The sequence below is a fragment of the Methanosarcina sediminis genome (assembly GCF_052056915.1).
GTDB lineage: Archaea > Halobacteriota > Methanosarcinia > Methanosarcinales > Methanosarcinaceae > MTP4.
This window is the reverse complement of record NZ_CP195119.1, coordinates 2,831,155-2,847,553: the sequence shown is the minus strand read 5'-3', so window position 1 is coordinate 2,847,553 and position 16,399 is coordinate 2,831,155. Positions and strand designations below refer to the sequence as shown.

The 16,399-nt window shown below is 45.8% G+C and carries 19 protein-coding genes and 2 tRNA genes; 17 read left to right on the top strand and 4 right to left on the bottom strand.

The window, feature by feature from the left end; all coding sequences use genetic code 11:
* Positions 1-303: 303 nt before the first annotated feature.
* The 13 genes from ACSAZK_RS12390 to ACSAZK_RS12330 all read left to right on the top strand — a co-directional run bounded on the left by ACSAZK_RS12390 (position 304) and on the right by ACSAZK_RS12330 (position 9,198).
* Positions 304-546, top strand: a complete 243-nt coding sequence (locus tag ACSAZK_RS12390; protein ID WP_440954423.1) for a type II toxin-antitoxin system HicB family antitoxin — start codon at positions 304-306, stop codon at positions 544-546.
* Positions 455-742 (top strand): type II toxin-antitoxin system HicA family toxin, encoded by a 288-nt coding sequence (locus tag ACSAZK_RS12385; RefSeq protein ID WP_440954422.1) that lies wholly within the window; start codon positions 455-457, stop codon positions 740-742. Before ACSAZK_RS12390 ends, ACSAZK_RS12385 begins: the two co-directional genes overlap by 92 nt.
* A gap of 703 nt (positions 743-1,445) precedes the next feature.
* Positions 1,446-2,669, top strand: coding sequence for a DNA primase catalytic subunit PriS (priS, locus tag ACSAZK_RS12380; protein ID WP_440954421.1), 1,224 nt, complete (start codon positions 1,446-1,448; stop codon positions 2,667-2,669).
* Complete coding sequence (locus ACSAZK_RS12375) at positions 2,656-3,420, top strand: hypothetical protein (RefSeq protein ID WP_440954420.1); 765 nt, start codon at positions 2,656-2,658, stop codon at positions 3,418-3,420. The genes priS and ACSAZK_RS12375 overlap by 14 nt, the downstream gene beginning before the upstream one ends.
* A gap of 564 nt (positions 3,421-3,984) precedes the next feature.
* On the top strand, positions 3,985-4,263 hold the full coding sequence (locus ACSAZK_RS12370; protein ID WP_440954419.1) for a 50S ribosomal protein L44e: 279 nt from the start codon (positions 3,985-3,987) through the stop codon (positions 4,261-4,263).
* A 5-nt stretch (positions 4,264-4,268) separates the two neighbouring features.
* The gene (locus ACSAZK_RS12365; protein WP_048181176.1) at positions 4,269-4,457 is read left to right on the top strand and encodes a 30S ribosomal protein S27e; all 189 of its coding nucleotides are present in this window, start codon (positions 4,269-4,271) and stop codon (positions 4,455-4,457) included.
* A gap of 78 nt (positions 4,458-4,535) precedes the next feature.
* Entirely contained in the window at positions 4,536-5,342 is an 807-nt protein-coding gene (locus ACSAZK_RS12360; RefSeq protein ID WP_440954418.1) for a translation initiation factor IF-2 subunit alpha, read from the top strand.
* A gap of 6 nt (positions 5,343-5,348) precedes the next feature.
* Positions 5,349-5,504: an RNA-protein complex protein Nop10 gene (locus ACSAZK_RS12355; RefSeq protein ID WP_440954417.1), complete on the top strand. Its 156-nt coding sequence runs from the start codon at positions 5,349-5,351 to the stop codon at positions 5,502-5,504.
* A gap of 9 nt (positions 5,505-5,513) precedes the next feature.
* Positions 5,514-6,284 carry a proteasome assembly chaperone family protein gene (locus ACSAZK_RS12350; RefSeq protein ID WP_440954416.1) on the top strand — a complete coding sequence of 257 codons (771 nt, stop codon included), beginning with the start codon at positions 5,514-5,516 and terminating at the stop codon, positions 6,282-6,284.
* 59 nt (positions 6,285-6,343) lie between these two features.
* A complete protein-coding gene (locus ACSAZK_RS12345; RefSeq protein ID WP_440954415.1) occupies positions 6,344-7,750 on the top strand; it encodes a TIGR00375 family protein in 1,407 nt (468 codons plus the stop codon).
* A gap of 68 nt (positions 7,751-7,818) precedes the next feature.
* Positions 7,819-7,902: transfer RNA gene (locus ACSAZK_RS12340), tRNA-Ser, on the top strand.
* A gap of 565 nt (positions 7,903-8,467) precedes the next feature.
* Positions 8,468-8,776 carry a DUF5658 family protein gene (locus ACSAZK_RS12335; protein ID WP_440954414.1) on the top strand — a complete coding sequence of 103 codons (309 nt, stop codon included), beginning with the start codon at positions 8,468-8,470 and terminating at the stop codon, positions 8,774-8,776.
* Between the two features lie 266 nt (positions 8,777-9,042).
* Positions 9,043-9,198, top strand: a complete 156-nt coding sequence (locus ACSAZK_RS12330) for a hypothetical protein (RefSeq protein WP_440954413.1) — start codon at positions 9,043-9,045, stop codon at positions 9,196-9,198.
* A gap of 77 nt (positions 9,199-9,275) precedes the next feature.
* On the opposite strand, the gene ACSAZK_RS12325 is transcribed toward ACSAZK_RS12330, so the two are convergent.
* The gene (locus ACSAZK_RS12325) at positions 9,276-10,178 is read right to left on the bottom strand and encodes a hypothetical protein (RefSeq protein ID WP_440954412.1); all 903 of its coding nucleotides are present in this window, start codon (positions 10,176-10,178) and stop codon (positions 9,276-9,278) included.
* A 393-nt stretch (positions 10,179-10,571) separates the two neighbouring features.
* Here ACSAZK_RS12325 and ACSAZK_RS12320 point away from each other — a divergent pair, with 393 nt between their 5' ends.
* Positions 10,572-10,898: a hypothetical protein gene (locus ACSAZK_RS12320; RefSeq protein ID WP_440954411.1), complete on the top strand. Its 327-nt coding sequence runs from the start codon at positions 10,572-10,574 to the stop codon at positions 10,896-10,898.
* Between the two features lie 155 nt (positions 10,899-11,053).
* On the top strand, positions 11,054-11,752 hold the full coding sequence (locus ACSAZK_RS12315; protein ID WP_440954410.1) for a DUF4386 domain-containing protein: 699 nt from the start codon (positions 11,054-11,056) through the stop codon (positions 11,750-11,752).
* Positions 11,753-11,851: 99 nt separating this feature from the next.
* On the opposite strand, the gene ACSAZK_RS12310 is transcribed toward ACSAZK_RS12315, so the two are convergent.
* Positions 11,852-11,925, bottom strand: a tRNA-Val gene (locus tag ACSAZK_RS12310).
* Between the two features lie 294 nt (positions 11,926-12,219).
* On the opposite strand from ACSAZK_RS12310, the gene ACSAZK_RS12305 reads away from it, so the two are divergent.
* Complete coding sequence (locus tag ACSAZK_RS12305) at positions 12,220-12,984, top strand: A24 family peptidase C-terminal domain-containing protein (RefSeq protein WP_440954409.1); 765 nt, start codon at positions 12,220-12,222, stop codon at positions 12,982-12,984.
* A gap of 262 nt (positions 12,985-13,246) precedes the next feature.
* Entirely contained in the window at positions 13,247-13,732 is a 486-nt protein-coding gene (locus tag ACSAZK_RS12300; RefSeq protein WP_440954408.1) for a DNA-deoxyinosine glycosylase, read from the top strand.
* Positions 13,733-13,817: 85 nt separating this feature from the next.
* Here ACSAZK_RS12300 and ACSAZK_RS12295 read toward each other — a convergent pair whose 3' ends face one another.
* Positions 13,818-13,997: a 4Fe-4S binding protein gene (locus ACSAZK_RS12295; RefSeq protein WP_440954407.1), complete on the bottom strand. Its 180-nt coding sequence runs from the start codon at positions 13,995-13,997 to the stop codon at positions 13,818-13,820.
* A gap of 216 nt (positions 13,998-14,213) precedes the next feature.
* Positions 14,214-16,145, bottom strand: coding sequence for an SWIM zinc finger family protein (locus ACSAZK_RS12290; RefSeq protein WP_440954406.1), 1,932 nt, complete (start codon positions 16,143-16,145; stop codon positions 14,214-14,216).
* Positions 16,146-16,399 lie beyond the last annotated feature (254 nt).

The following is a 16,399-nucleotide window of genomic DNA, read 5'->3' as shown; positions in this document are numbered from 1 at the left end:
GATCGAAACCGGGGCAACCTTGAATATTGTCTTCCGTCTGTATTGTCCCGCACCTCCGGTGCGGCTTTTCCCCAACATAAAATGTAATAGAGAAGCAAGAAAGAAAAAAATCATCCCATAAATGGACTCAATTTTGTTTAAAACCACTGGTTTTATTTGAGAAATACAAATTTAGCCCTACAAAAACAGTGACTTGAACCCTTTTTCCACCAAATGCAAACCAAGAGCACCTATATGGTTACTGCCCGAAAACGAATGCTATTTGAGAAAATCTTTAATAACACACACAACCTCTTTTCACATATGGAAGAGACCTACAAGTTTTCAGTCATCATTCATAAAGAAGGAAAATGGTACGTTTCCTGGTGCCCGGAACTTGATGTAGCAAGTCAGGGGGAAACCGTTGAAGAAGCCATTGAAAACCTTAAAGAGGCTGTAGAACTCTACCTCGAAGATGAGGATGTCCAGATCCCTGCCGGAGGCTCTATCCTTACCACAACAATTGAGGTTTCCCATGCCAAAACTTCCCGTCCTGTCAGCACGTGAAGTAGTAAAAGGCCTCAGCAACCAGGGATTTCAAGTAGTTTCACAAAAGGGCAGCCACATAAAAATGAAAAAGAAAACCTCGAAAGAAACACGTATAGTCATTATCCCGGATCATGATGAAATCCCGGTTGGGACTTTGAAGTCAATAATCAGGCAGTCTGGCCTAACACCTGAAGAGTTTATTAGATTGTTTTAGTTGGCCTGCGGGGCATGGGGTTACGATGGCGATAGTGAGAAATTTATTGACAGCCTGAGAAATTCTTCACCGCCCGAATTGCGCATCGGGAGCACGCGGCCTTTTCGCTCACTCCGTTCGCTCAAGAGGACATATTAAAAACCATAATGGATTCCATTTGTAAAAAACCGCTACCGCCTTCGAAACCTCAGCACTTATCAGCATCTGGCCCTACCAGAGGCAGCGGTTCCAGATTATCTTTGTCCGGTAAACACCTGCACGGGACTTGCGGTCTGGTCACCATCGGCGCACGGGCGCAGCATCCGTAAACACTGCGGCTTCTGGCATGATGGCGAACTCAGCAAGCGAAAATCATGATTTTTGTGGAAACCGGGATTTAAATAGGGAATTCCATTTAGATTAAAGCCTGGAAACAGGAAAAAGCCGCACCGCAGGTGCGGAACAGGACAGACAAAATACACCATTTCCGGCACTCATGAAACCAAAAGCCTTCGACAATTCCCATCTACACGGGCTCTTAGAAAACAGTAATATAATACTCCCATAATACTCTCTCTTTTCAAAAACATAATTATAGGCCAAAAACACCCCAACAATTTTCGGAAACTCTCAGATAAACAAAAATAAAATATGAGTTTATACTATCATAAAGAATCCCATAGAAACCAAACAAACCCCAAAAACTTACCAAACCCGGAAAACCATGGACAAACGAACAATCCACTTTTTAAAATCCCGCTTCCAGCAGTACTATAAAACCGCCGAGATTTCACTCCCGGACCACCTCCCCAACCGGGAATGGGCTTTCATCCTCTTTGACGATATGGAGGAGAAGATAATGCGCAGGCACAAGTCTTTCGGCTTGCCGGGTGAGGCTCTGGACTACCTGTACGGGATGGCTCCTGCCCACGTATATAATTCTACGGCGTACTATGAGTACCCGAACGCTAAGAAGATGAACGATAAGAACTGGCTCGGGGCAGAGCTGATTTTTGACCTTGATGCAGACCACCTGCCAAATGCGCCGCGGAATTATGCGGAGATGCTGGAGAACGTGAAGAAAGAGACGTTCAAGCTAATGGACTTTATTCTTGATGATTTCGGATTTACGGAAGATGAGGTTGAGCTTGTGTTTTCCGGAGGTAGGGGATACCACTTCCACATCACAAGCCCGAAAGTGATGACTCTTGGGAGTTCCGAACGGCGGGAAATCGTGAACTACGTGAGCGGCAGAGATGTCGATTTCAAGTACTTTTTCAAGGACGTTGCCATGGATGGGGAGTATGGGACAGGGTCAAAGGCTTTCAAGGGGGTAAAAAACGTCCCCACAAAGTGCATGCTGGTGGGGCACGATTCAGGGTGGGGAAAGCGGATTGCACGTTACCTTGCGGATTACCTGAAGTCGGAGAGTGGGAGGAAGTATAAGAAAGACATGTTCCCGGAGCTTCGCAGACACGAAAAAGTGGGTCCCACGGCGATTAAGAAGCTGCTGAGGATTGTAAATAGCGAAAACGGGTTAAACGATATCGTAGAACATGGAAGGCTGGACTTCGATGTAAGGAATTTTAAGGAAATAGCCTCATACTTTATGCAGGAAACAGCGGAGAATTTCCTGCAGCGTTTCGGGGCAAGCGTTGACGAACCTGTTACCGCGGATATCAAGCGCCTGATCCGGGTGCCTGGGTCTTTGCATGGCGGGTCGGGGATGCAGGTTAAGAAGCTTGCTTTTTCCGAGCTTGAAGATTTTAAGCCCCTGGAAGATGCCGTTGTGTTCGGAGAGAAGCCGGTAAAGGTAAATGTATCCAAACCTTTTACCGTGCAGTTGAAGGGCAAGGATTTAAGAGTAGAAGAAGGCATACAGGAAGTTCCGGAGTATGCAGCCGTATATCTAATGTGTAGAGGTGTAGCGGAGTATGGCGGAAGATGAAAAAATAGAAAAAATTAGAGAAATTTATTACAAAGAAAAAAATTCAACATTATTAGAAGCTATCCCACAAGACCTCTTTACAGATGCTGAAAAGTACATTTCAGAAATCGAACAGGAAATAAATGAAATTGGAAACTTACGTTCTCTAGAAGCAAGGCTACTTGAAAATGAACTTACTAGAGTACTTTCATTCCTAGAAGCAATTTTTATGAAAAGGGTCGACAAAGTAATCGACACAGCAAAATATCAATCACAAGCACTTCCCAAGAAGAAAATATCAAAAGATACTGAGAGGATGTTGCCCGCTGAAAAAAGACTATATGAACTTGTTCTTTCAGGAATCGAGACTGCAAAATCTGAACTTCTTGGACCACTACAGAATTCCGACGCGGCAGAACAGCCTGCTTCCTGGCCACAACCGAGGGGGGGAATAGGGAAAATACCAGGCCCACAACCCGGGGATGTGAAGCAGGAAGGGGAAGCCGGAACCGGAAGCCTGGGGCAAGCGAGGAAGAAAACAAAAGCAACCGGTGCATCCAGGGCAAAAAACAGTATAAATGAAGGATACGTTGTCGTCCAGATATTGAAGGACCTGCCTACATTCACAGGTGCAGACGGCAGGAATTACACTGTCAGCGCCGAAGATGTCGTCATGCTGCCGCAACTGAACGCGACCGGATTGATAAAGCGAAAAGCGGCAAAAATGATTTCAGAGCAGACCGCAGGACAGGCATCCGGACAAAAGGGTTGAATTCAGCTGGCAACAAGCCTATTTCAGGCAGAAACATTCATTAAGGGGCAGGGAATCAAGTACAGGGCTTTCAAAGGCCAAAAAACACAGAAACTTTCCAAACTCCTCCGACTCTCCAAACTCCTCCGAAACACTCGAAAAGTTCCGGATAAGGCCTGAAAGAGGGTAAACTTTTAGTCGCCGTTTTTTAGTTGAGAGTGAGTTGGGAGTATCAGCCGATAGTATCAGTTATATATGTGTAGCTATATTTGTGTAGCTTAACCTTGTTAGCATGACCGGTCCTCGCCGGATATCCGGACCGCCAATCCGAAAGATTCCGGGAAAAAGAGGTACCATCACCATATTCAGATTTATCAATTAAAGCTTCCCAAAAGATCTTCCCAGGATCCGAAAGCCACATACGTAATTTAAATATAACACGTAATTGAGATCAAATTTAAATCAAATACGTGAGTTAAAACCGAACTTCCGGCTGCAGGACACAGCCGCAACTAATTCGCCTGACCGTGAAAGACCGGGGCTGGCATATAAAAAATATACCGATAATCAAAAAAGGTGTAGAGAATGAAGATTCCAAAGAAATTCAGGACTTACTGCCCGTTCTGTAAGACCCACACCGAGCACGTCGTGGAAAGGGTCAAGAAGGGCAAGGCTTCATCCATGACTCGCATTGCGAGACAGAAGAAAAGACAGACAGGTATCGGAAACAGCGGAAAGTTCTCCAAGGTGCCCGGTGGCGACAAGCCCACAAAGCGCATCTGGCTCAGATACCGCTGCACTACATGCAAGAAAGCCCACCAGAGGCCCTGCTTCAGGGCAAAGAAGTTCGAGTTCAAGGAGTAATAAAAATGACAGACTACACTCAGAGACCGAAGAGCAGGTTCCTGCGCGTAAAGTGCAACGACTGCGAAAACGAACAGATCATCTTCGGCAGCGCAAGCCGCAAGATTACTTGCCTGGTCTGCGGAAGGACCCTTGCCGAACCGACCGGTGGAAAATCTACAATTACAACCCACATCCTGGAAGTGCTTGAATAATCGCGAAAGCGAAATCTGAAAAAGCATTTCACAGGATATGTGTAAGAAAAGAAGCAGAACTCAGGAGAAGTGGTGCAAATGGGAAACGATAACTGGCCCGAAATCGGAGAGTTCGTCGTCAGTACGGTAAAGCATGTAACTGATTTCGGGGCTTACGTCGAGCTTGAAGAATTCGAAGGTAAGGAAGGTTTCATCCACATCTCCGAAATCAAAGCAGGCTGGGTCAAGTACGTCAGGGACTACGTAAGGGAAGGGCAGAAGATTGTCTGCAAAGTCCTGAACGTGGACACAACCCGTGGACATATTGACCTTTCATTGAAAGACGTGAACGAGCACCAGCGGCGGGCCAAAATCCAGGAATGGAAGAACGAGCAGAAAGCCGCCAAGTGGCTCCAGTTCGTGGCTGAAGAGACAAAAACCGATGAACGTACCCTGCGGGAACTGCACGAAAAGCTTGTTAGCGAGTTTGGAAGTGCGTACACCGCCTTCGAGGAAGCCGCAATTGAAGGCGAAAAAGCTTTCAAGGACCTTAAGATCAACAAAAAGGACCTGAAAAGCCTTGTAAAAATCGCAGGGGAAAACATCAAACTGCCCTTCGTTGACATCGCAGGATATGTTGACCTGACCAACAACGAGATGGACGGCATAGAGCATATAAAAGAAGCTCTCCGTGCTGCGGATTCCATCAGTGAAGTGGATGGAAAGGACATCAGGCTCGAAGTAACCTATACCGGAGCTCCGAGATACAGGATCAAAGTGATTGCCCCCGATTATAAGAAGGCGGAATCGATCCTCAGGAAGTCCGCTCAGGCTGCCATCGATACCATCTCCGGGCTCGGAGGAACAGGGACCTTCAAGCGGCACATCGAATCCACAAAGGCGTGATGCCTTTTGGGACAAAAAATCCGCAAATGCAAAAAATGCGGCAAATACACATTAAAAGAAAAATGTCCGGTCTGCGGGGAAGGAAGTGTACCCGCATTTCCGGCCCGCTTTTCTCCACGGGACCCATATGGTAGGTTCCGTAGACTGGCAAAGAGAGGATAAGGGATTGTTATGCAGAAAAGTATACTTATCCGCCTGAAAGAAGAATTTGAGCTTGAAAATCCTCTAATGGTAGTCGGGCTTCCGGGGGTAGGGCTTGTAGGCAAACTAGTAGCCGAACACCTGATAGACGAACTGAAAGCCGAAAAGGTCATGGAAGTCTACTCCCCACATTTTCCACCCCAGGTGCTGGTAAACAATGACTCGACCGTCCGCCCCGTAAGCAACTCAATTTACCTCGGAAGGGCAAACGAAACCGATGTCCTGTTCCTTGTAGGAGACCACCAGAGCACGACTTCTCAGGGCCATTATGAGCTCTGTACCCTCTACCTGGACCTTGCGGAAGAACTCGGAGTAGGCAGGATCTACACGCTTGGAGGCTACCCGACAGGCAAACTGACCTATGATGAAACAATCCTCGGAGTCACTAGCACCCCGGAGCTGATTGAAGAACTCAAGGGCTACGGAGTGGATTTCAAAGAATCCGAACCAAGCGGAGGTATCGTGGGAGCATCCGGCCTGCTGGTTGCCTTTAGCCGGCTTCGGAATATTGAAGCTGCCTGTTTCATGGGTATGACTTCAGGGTACCTGATGGACCCGAAAAGTGCCCAGTCCCTTTTGAAGTTACTCTGTAAAATCCTCAATATCGAGGTAAACATGGAAAACCTTGAGAAAAAGGCAGAAGAGATGGAGATTATCGTCGAAAAACTCAAGGAAAAAGAAGAACAGCAGAAATTTCCGGAAGTGAAGCCCCCGGAAGAAGACCTGCGTTACATAGGCTAAGTAAAAATAAGGCTAATAAAGCCATATCAGCCTGAAAAAATTGCAGGAAAGGTCCGGAAATGAAAGTCAATGCAGACCTCCACCTCCATTCCAGATACTCCATGGCCTGCTCCGAAAAGATGGAACTTCCAACCATCGCCCGGGAAGCCGCTAAAAAAGGAATGGAACTGATCGGAACCGGAGACTGCATCCATCCGAAATGGCTGGACGAGATAAAGAAAGCAGCTATTTCCAACGAAGAAATCCGGATCGAAAACACTTATTTTGTTCCAACAACCGAAATAGAGGACAACAGGCGAGTCCACCACCTCCTTATTTTACCTTCGATTTCAAAAGCTGAAGAGCTTGCGGAAGCAATGGCTCCCTTCGGAGACCTGGCAGTCGACGGCCGTCCAACGGTCAAACTGGGAGGCCTGGAAATCGCCGAAATCGCAAAAAAAATGGGAGCCCTTATCGGCCCCTGCCACGCCTTTACTCCCTGGACGGCCCTCTACGCTTACCACGACAGCCTTGAAAGCTGCTACGGGGACATGACCGATTACATTTCTTTCCTTGAACTCGGCCTGAGCGCGGACAGCAGCTATGCCGACCGGATTTCCGAACTGCACAGGCTGACCTTCCTCTCAAACTCGGATGCCCATTCTCCCTGGACCAACAAACTTGCCCGGGAATTTACCCAGTTTGAAGTCCCGGAAATCACCTTCAACGGCCTGAAAAAAGCCATCCTCAGAGAAGAGGGCTACGGAGCCACCCTGAACGTAGGGCTTTTCCCCCAGGAGGGGAAATACAACCGGTCCGCCTGCATCAAATGCTTCACCCACTACTCGCTGCCCGAAGCGGAAGCCCATTCATGGCGCTGCCCCGAATGCAGAGGGACGATAAAGAAGGGAGTGTTCGACCGGGTAAACGAACTGGCCGATCTCGAGGAGCCCAGGCACCCTGACCATCGCCCACCTTACCTCCACCTGATCCCTCTTGCAGAAATAATCCAGATGGCCCTGGGGCACGCAAGCATCCAGACCAAAGGCGTAAAGACAGCCTGGAGTGCCCTGGTAGAAAGCTTCGGAAACGAAGTTGAAGCCCTTATCTATGCGGAACCTGAGGCCCTTGCTATTGTAGACAGGAAGATAGTAAACGCAATCCTGGCCTTCAGGAACGGCGATGTAATCATCCACCCCGGCGGAGGCGGGCAGTACGGCTGGCTCGAGCTTCCCGAACACCTGAAAACAGAAAAGCCGGAGTCGAAAAAAAGAAGCGAAAAAAACAGCCAGGAATCAGGAAAGACTGGTAAAAAAGAAAAAAAGGACACATCCAAAGACCCGAAGCAGGCATCCCTCTTCGACCTTAACCCCGGAGAAACGGAAAAAGAGGATGGGGGAGAAAAGGATGAGGAAAAAAAGGATGAGGAAAAAAAGGAAGAAAAAGCAGAAAAGCCTGCAGGCCAGAGGTCACTTTTTGATTTTTAAGTGTCTGAGGCCGGTTTAGAATAAAGTATATAAGAGAGGAAGGATATTCACTAAATTCGCTTCAAATTGCCCAGGTAGTCTAGCGGTAGGGCGACGGTCTCGAAAACCGTTTCTTCTTTGGGAGAGCGCAGGTTCAAATCCTGCCCTGGGCGTAAATCCCCAAGTTAAAAGCCTATAAAGAACTATTTTGAAAAAACACTGTTTTATCCCTAAATCGTTTTAAGTTTTTAATTTCTTTTATTGAAGTTACATATCGGACACATGCAACCCACTATTTTACTTCAACTTCAAATTAACTTCATTTTATAGAATGTTTTATTCCGAAAAAGTTTCTCTTTTTTAAACTTAGTGGAGAGGGGAAGAGAACTAAGCCGAAAAAGAAGTAAATAAGCTGAAAAAGAAGTAAATAAGCTGAAAAAGAAGTAAATAAGCTGAAAAAGAAGTAAATAAGCTGAAAAAGAAGTAAATAAGCTGAAAAAGAAGTAAATAAGCTGAAAAAGAAGTAAATAAGCCGAAAACGACCTTCTAAGGCCCTCCATCTTTATCCCCCATCTATCTTTCCGACCTTTACGGACCCTTACGAACCCTTACTAACCTATTTTAATACCTGGCAAATAAGAAGCTCAAAAACTCCAAAACATTATAAAAATAAAAAAACAATATTGATATTTTTAAAAATAGATATATAGTGTGAGAAGTGTGTATTTTTTGAGAAATATGAAGAAATTTATCACATATTCTCTGCCAGTAGTTACGTTTTTTGTTATAGGCGACTTCATAACTACATTAATTGCCATTAAATTTGGATATGTCGAAAGAAATCCCATCTTGTATGAGATAGTGGCAAACCCGGGTTTGTTCCTGTTAGTAAAGATGTCAATAATGCCCGTGTTTTTCTATCTTTACAAAACTTCTTCACCATTACTAAGAAAAGTATATACGGCAATTCCTACTTCAGCTGGAATTTTCCTCTGCCTTAATAATCTGTATTTCATTTTTAAATCGATGTTTCAATTCTTCTTTTAAAGAATCCCGCGCTTCTTCATTTTAATGTGGTACCAGCGATATATATTATAGTGTATAAAAAATACCAGATTTTTTCAGGAAGTTTTGACGCAGAAGTGTTTTCGTTGAGTTGAGCTGGCCTCGGGTCATTCAATACAACTTTTTCGGCAGACATTACAAATTTGGGATCAACCTTAAGGGTCTTTCTTCTTCAGGTATCATAAACATCTTTAAGTGCAAAAACTCCCAATATAGGAGGAAAAATTGAATCGGGGGCTCCAACAGCATTGAAATTAAATAAAAAAGTCGCAAAATACTTCGACCGCAAAGGTACGGGTGAGATAACCGTATACGATTTCATAATTCGTCTGCTTGGATACATCTCTTTTACGCTTGTGATTATTGCAGTCCTTGCATGGATTTTTTACAACTTCTTGCTTTGAACCAGGCCCGGATTCAGGCTTGAGGAAAGATGGCCCGAAACGTCCGAAAAATCAAGCTCATGTCCGGCCTTAAAGGTTCACCAGACACTCGGGGAATACTCAAATTCGAATTCATCCACCTTCTCAGGCGACAGCCCAAGGTTTCCGAACATCCCCCTGAAAACAGCCCTGTACTCTTCTTCAGGTATCTCCTTTCCGGCACTGAAGCGGTGCATTTTGATGTCCAGCCGGGCAAAGCCTTCACTGCTTATGTCAATGCTGTATTCGTTAAACTTTTCTTTAGTACTGATGGTAGCCTCGGGGACAAGGTAGGCGACATACCCAAGCCTTTCCCCGTTTCTTAAGAATTCCTCATCGTTCCACATGCCGGGATTGAAAACGGAATCCGTGCTGCCCTCATTCAGGTAGGCATAGACTGCCGGGAAGTCAAGGGTTTCGTTTACTTCGATCCGGACCGAAAAACCGGTCTGGTTCTTAGCTTCATTCCGCAGTTCTTCCAGATATTCTTCCGAAGCGGCTTCATCCAGCCCTAACATAAGCCCTATCATATCAAGCATCCAGCGCTCGTCGGGAAACTCGGAAGGTTCCAGGGGTTTGGAAAAAGAGGCATGGCTCTGGTTTATGAAACCAAGGCTCGTTACGTTCTGATACCGGTTTACTTCAAGATACGTTCTTTTATCCGAATGGATTTCAACCCTGGATACAAGAAAATCAGTGTCAAACCTCCCGGCAACTTCTTCCACATTCCCGGGCTCGAACCCGTTAGAGTCATCCATCCACCGGGTCCGAACCTCATATCCCTCATTTTCCGCATTTTCAAGCACCTCAACAAAATCCACAGGCCCGAGGTAGACATCGTCCGAATTATACGAGGCCATGTCCGAAGAAAAAAGGAGCAGAGCAAGCCCTCCGTAAAAGAGCACGATGGAGATCACTACAAGCAGTCCCAGAGTAAACAGTATTTTCGCATATTTATTCATTGAAACCCTTCTTTGAGACCTTTTTGAGATATTATCCAGCATTCACAAGTTTTGATTCGACAGATATGAGTATACATGGTTGAGATATAGAAGTTCCGTAAATAGCAAGCCCGATTAATTAAATGCCGATCACAGGTGAACCAGAGACTGAAACCAAAAAAAGAAGCTTAGCATTCGGACATCAAATCCCTGGTAAGCATTAAAAGAAAAAAGCTAAAAGAAAATTAAAGACTAAAAAATCAGATGGGCCCGCTGAGATTCGAACTCAGGATCTCCGCCGTGTGAATGTGTCTTTTGATTTCGAAAACGGGTTCGTAAACTTATATGTATATTATGTGCTATTTTTTATATGAGCAGTTATACTGCTTAAATTAGGGTGGGGAAACTGATAACATGGCTGAGAAAAAACCTATCATCAGAGTGTATTTCGCCAAAATCAAGGAAGCGTATTATAACCTCTCTGAAGAGGAAAAGCAAGAGTTCATGCGTAAGGACCGCGAGCAAATGGACGAGCTCGGGATGAAACTCCTTATGATGATTGACTGCCGCTGGTCCAATGAAGAGTGGGATTTTATCGGGGTTGAGGAATGGCCAGGCATAGAAGCTCTTGAGGAGCGTGCCAGATTCGAAAAAGAAGACCTGGAAGCCTTCAGGTATGCCGAATCGAAGACTTATCTGGGTACCGGTACTTTTGGAATTGGCGAATATGGTAAAGAATAAAACCTGAGGCAATGTAAACCCGGGCCAGTTCCGGAGCGTCTGATCTTCCTCAAAAAGCTTATTGGGCTTATTGAGTTTATCGAGGCGTGAATGGTAAAATCGGTCATTGATAGACGCTAATAATAACAAAACCTATCAAATTGGGGGAAACTTAAATGAAAAGCCGTAGCGCCGACATATCACAGCGCAAAGCTGCAATAGTCGCAGGGGTCGGGCTTCTAATCATGACTATATTCGCTATCTTCACTGAATATTTTGTCCGCCCGAGTCTTATTGTGCCGGGAGATGCCACAGAAACAGCAACTAATGTTATGGCTGATGAGTTGCTATTCCGCACCGGTATTTGCAGCTATCTAATCATTCTTATTCTTGATGTGGTGGTGGCCTGGGCACTTTATTTTTTACTCAAACCAGTAAACAAGAGTCTCTCGTTGCTTATGGCATGGTTCCGGCTGGTGTATACAGCTATTTTTGGAATGGCTCTGCTTAATCTTGTTATTGTTTTGCTACTTTTAAGTGGTGCTGACTACCTGGCAGTATTTGAAACAGATCAGTTGCATGCTCAGGTGATGCTATCTCTCAATGCGTTTAGTGATGGATGGGCTATCGGATTATTATTTTTTGGCCTTCATCTTGCGCTTCTTGGTTATTTAGTTTTCAAGTCGGACCACATTCCCGGAATTTTGGGCGTCTTGTTGATAGTTGCAGGTTTAAGCTATCTGATAGATTATTTTGCACTTTTTCTTTTTCCCGACTTCGATGCGGCAATTAGCCAGGTTGCGGGTTGGGGGGAATTGTTATTTATGTTTTGGCTTTTGCTGAAAGGGGCTAAAATACCCGAAATGAAATCCTGAAATTGATTCATTACAGCATTTGACAAAAGATATAGAAGAAAATACGCCATCTTAAAAATCAGAAGAATCAAAAGAATCAGAAAAAACATAAAAATCAGATGGGCCCGCTGAGATTCGAACTCAGGACCTCCGCCGTGTGAAGGCGACGTCATAACCGTCTAGACCACGAGCCCATGGTGTATAAGGAAACCCCTAAGGGTTGAGCAACCATAAAATAGAACTTCTTACGTATAAGCTTATCGCCTGTTTGTCGGTTTCGGGCTTTCCCTGACCGGTTATACTGCTCTTTTATGGCGAAGCCGGATTTCTTGCGAGTTATCTCTTTTTCCAGGCCTTCCGGCTCAGCCAGACCGCAGGCTATATAACCGTTCTTTGACATCATTACAGTGGCAATATCATTATAATGATGTTTTACTTTATTGCTTCATTTCAGTCTGAAATACTAAAAAAGCTTCATTCGGGTTTACATGATCGAAATACTAAAAATCCTCTTTTGCATGCCCTTTTTGCTCTACTCATGCTACTCCGACCTGAAGGCCAGAAGGGTCTCAAATAAGGTCTGGAAATACATGCTAGCCTCGGGCTCGGTCTTTGTCCTCCATGAACTTGCTACAGGCGGGGTTCCCTATCTCAAAGCCCTTCTCATTTCCGCTGTAATCGTATTTGTCATCGTCTACATCCTTTTTCAGTTCGGGGCTTTCGGGGGCGCGGATGCAAAGGGGCTGATCGTGCTTTCCATCCTTCTTCCCACTTACCCGGTCTTCCGGCTGGGCGGCGATTTTTATCCCTTGCTCGGCCTTCCTCCCATCGGGCTCTTCACGTTCACGGTGCTCGGAAACGCCCTGCTCCTCACAATTATCGTGCCCCTGGGGATGTTCTGCTACAACCTCCTGCACTTTTCCCCCGAGATGCTCAAAAAGCCCCTCTACATGTTCATAGGGTACAGGACTGCAGTTTCTTCCCTGAAGAATAAAGAGCACCTCGGCCTGCTCGAGAAGTTTGAGATGAATGAAGCCGGAGAATTGAAAAGGAGCTTTGCCAGGGCAGGGCTTAACTTCGATGCAAACCTGAAGCCCGAACTTGAAGAATACATGAAAAAAGGTTTGATTGGAAACGAGGTCTGGGTGACCCCGGGTCTTCCGTTTATGCTTTCAATTACGGCAGGTTTTGTTGCCGCAGTTGTTTTCGGAGACCTCCTGTTTTACATAATCATGCGCTTGATGCTTGGGTGAACACCTGTCTCAGGAATTGCAGTGATGGAAAAACACTTGTATCAGACATTGCAATGGTGAAAAAACACCTGTCTCAGGAATTGCAGTGACGGACACTTTTAGTCGACCGACACTTTCCTTTAGTCATCTCAGCACCCTTCACAGTCACCCATATATACTTCATTGCTATCCACATACCCTTTATACGTCATTCCAATACCTATTTTTTTTCTGTTTTTGTTCCCAAAGCTTGAAATAGCCTTAAAACAGCCTTTCAGAAGCTATGAAAAAAAGAGGCTTTTCCCCCGTCCTGGATGAAAATACCGATATTCTGGTGCTTGGCTCCCTTCCGAGTGACGAGTCCATCAGAAAACAGCAGTACTACGGAAACCCGGGCAATGACTTCTGGAGGCTTCTCGGGGGAGCACTTGGAGTAAACCTGCAGGAAATGGACTATGAAAGGCGGCTTGATATCCTGAAAATGCACGGGATCGGTTTGTGGGACGTTTTCAAAGCCGGCTGGCGGGAAGGGAGCCTTGATACGGGGATCGGGGAGGAAGAAATAAACGATTTTTCAAAACTGAAGGAACTGGCTCCGGAGCTCAAGCTGGTCTGTTTCAACGGCAAAAAAGCGGGAGAATACGAGTCCTTGCTCAGGAAAATGGGTTATGAGACAAAAGTTCTCCCTTCCTCAAGCGGGGCAAACCGGAGGTATTCGAAAAAGAGGGTGCAGGAGTGGGAAGCTGTTTTCAAATGCGGCAATGAGTGACAATGGGCAATAATGGGCGACAACTGCAACAAATGTCAATTAAGGGCCGGAATGCCTTCCCCACCCTTATTTTCGGCCAGCTTACTTATTCGACCTTAATGGCTTCTGAAGTGCAGGTCTCTTCACAGGCCCCGCAGTCCACACATTCCTCTTCGTCCACGACGGCAACACACTCTTCCTCGTCAAGAGTAATTGCTTCTACAGGACACTCTTCCACACATGTTCTACAGCCGGTACATTCTTCTTTGTTGACTTTTGCTGGCATGAGGTTTAACTCCTTTGTTCCGTTAAGGATTGATAATATCTAATTTATTTATCACCATTTATATATTTGGGTGGAAAGCTTAATTATAGCTTTCTGAATTCTGAGGGATCATTCTCCTGGAGCTAATGTTCTTTTGTTCCTTCTGAAAGTTTCTCTCCCTATTTTGCTCCGGCGTGTTTTTCTTTATCTCTGGGGGGAAATTCTTCAATAAGCTACTCATACGTCAATGACCCTGTCTTTTTCCAGCATATCAAGAATTGCAAGCAGATTTCTTTTAAGCCTATTCTTTTCCCTGATCTCTCTGAGATAAGACTCCCATTCGGCTTTTTGTCCCCTGGCTTCCATAGCATTCCTGACCATCCGGAGATAGATGGAAGCCGATTCGTATGCATCTGTCTTTGTTCTGGCGATAAGTTCCTCTGCAATATTTTTCCATATTTCGATTGCAATTTCCGGATATTTATCCTGTACGGCACGGGCAATTCTAGCTCGTCGGGTAAAATACCTGTCATGCCTGTTTTGTTCCCTCTTCTCCCTTATTTTCAGGACTTTGTACCACCTGGCCACTTCATCAGGATTTTCTTCTTCGACGGCTATGTCGATCAGGAGTTCAAGGGCAGGTGCATCAATTTTCCAGAACGAATCCCTGTCCGTCAGACCTGTCTTTGGAAGGATGCCAGGCAGGCTTGAGGGCTCTTCACCGGGTCCGGGCCTGTCTGCGAGCAGGTTTCCGCTTTCCAGGTAGGCATGGACAGCTTCCCGGACTTCTTTCCAGACCCCTGCTTTTTTTGCTACATCCCGCAGATCTGTATAAAATTGCAGTGAAGGGTACCTGAAAAACTCTTCGGCTCGCAGGGCTGTTGAATATAGCCAGTTCTCTTCTTTTTCCTTGATATCAAGGAGAATCCGAAAGAGTTCAATGGCAGTTCCGGGGTCCGATTTTCTGGTTTCTTTTATTTCCCGATAAAGCCGGTCTTCTGCCTTTTCTTTTTGCCCTGCGGCAAGCAGCACTTTAACCAGCTGGACGCTGCTCCATTCCTCTCCAGATTCTGCTTCCTCTTCGCAAAGGGATATCGCTTCTTCATAATTCCCAGCTTTTTCCAGGGCAAAGGCCCTCCGTTCAGCAAGCTGGTCCCGACCCCAGCCGGAATATGATAGATTTTCCCCGCTGTCGATCGCATCCAGCTTTTCTTTAAGGACTTCGGAAAAGCAGTTCCACTCCGAGGCAGGGAAATCCGAATTCCAGAAGTTTTTTCCGTCAAAAATCCCGTATTCGTCTTTTAATTCAAAGTCCAGGATCCTGAGCATTCTTTCGTGGGCCGGGCTTTCGGACTGTAAAAGAGCCTTGATTACCACTTCCAGGCATTCGCCAACTTTCATGCCGATATCCCCCTCTTCATCGTAAGGGGCTATTTCTTCATACCCTTCCAGAATTTTCATCCCTATATCCGTAACCTCCTCCTCATACCCGGTTTCAAGGAGGCTTTCCAGACGGTTCCGTATATCCGAAAAATCAGGGTGTGGGGAATCGTAATCCCTGTAGTCATAGTTTCTGGCTTCCTCCCAGAGCTTTTCCAGTTCGGAGTGTATGTCTGCGACCGTCCCCACCGTATCCCCCGACGCAAGGTTCAGCATGTCCCAAAGGTGTTTGGAAAGCAGGGAATCCCTATCTGATAAATTCATCAAAAGGTCAATAAGTTCCTCTTTTTCCATCTGGTCCAGGTACTCCCGCAGCTCTTTTCGGAAAAACTGATACGAATTCCGGGGCTCCCAGCCTTTCAAGGCAGTTTCCTGTCTGGCCATTATAAGCAGCGTGTCCCCTTCGGCAACAACGGAAATTTCTTCCCCCATCTCTACAAGTTCAAGGTATTCAAGCACGGCTGCAACCCCGTGTTTGCAGTCATGTTCAACCGGACAGGTGCAGGTGGAACTCAGTTTCCCGTTTTCCAGGGAAACTTCCGTGAAATATGCTTTCGTCCCCTGCACCCGGGCGACAAGCCCTCCCTCAGGAGTGCGTTTTATATCTTCTACCCGCCCTTCATCCTGGTACTTCATTCCTTTCGCAGTGGCTTTATCTCCTGCCCAGGTCTGGAAGTCGCTCCATTTGAGGGCCTGGAACGGGTTGGAGGTTTCGCTTTCCGATGGCATAGTAAGGTATTTCCATCTATATTATAAAAAGAGCCTCTGGGAAGGATAACTGGCCAGGTTTCGGCGTTTTTCCGGTGAATTTTCAAAGTGCCTGCCAAACACTTTCCGGTCTGAGGCTTCTCGAATACGGGAATTCGATACTGTTTTAATATATGTAGTTCCATATACCCTTTATATTCTTTGATCTTGTTATCTGTCAGGTTTGTTCACATGGTGACAACATTTAGTTGTCAAAATTTAAGGGAGGGGTAAGA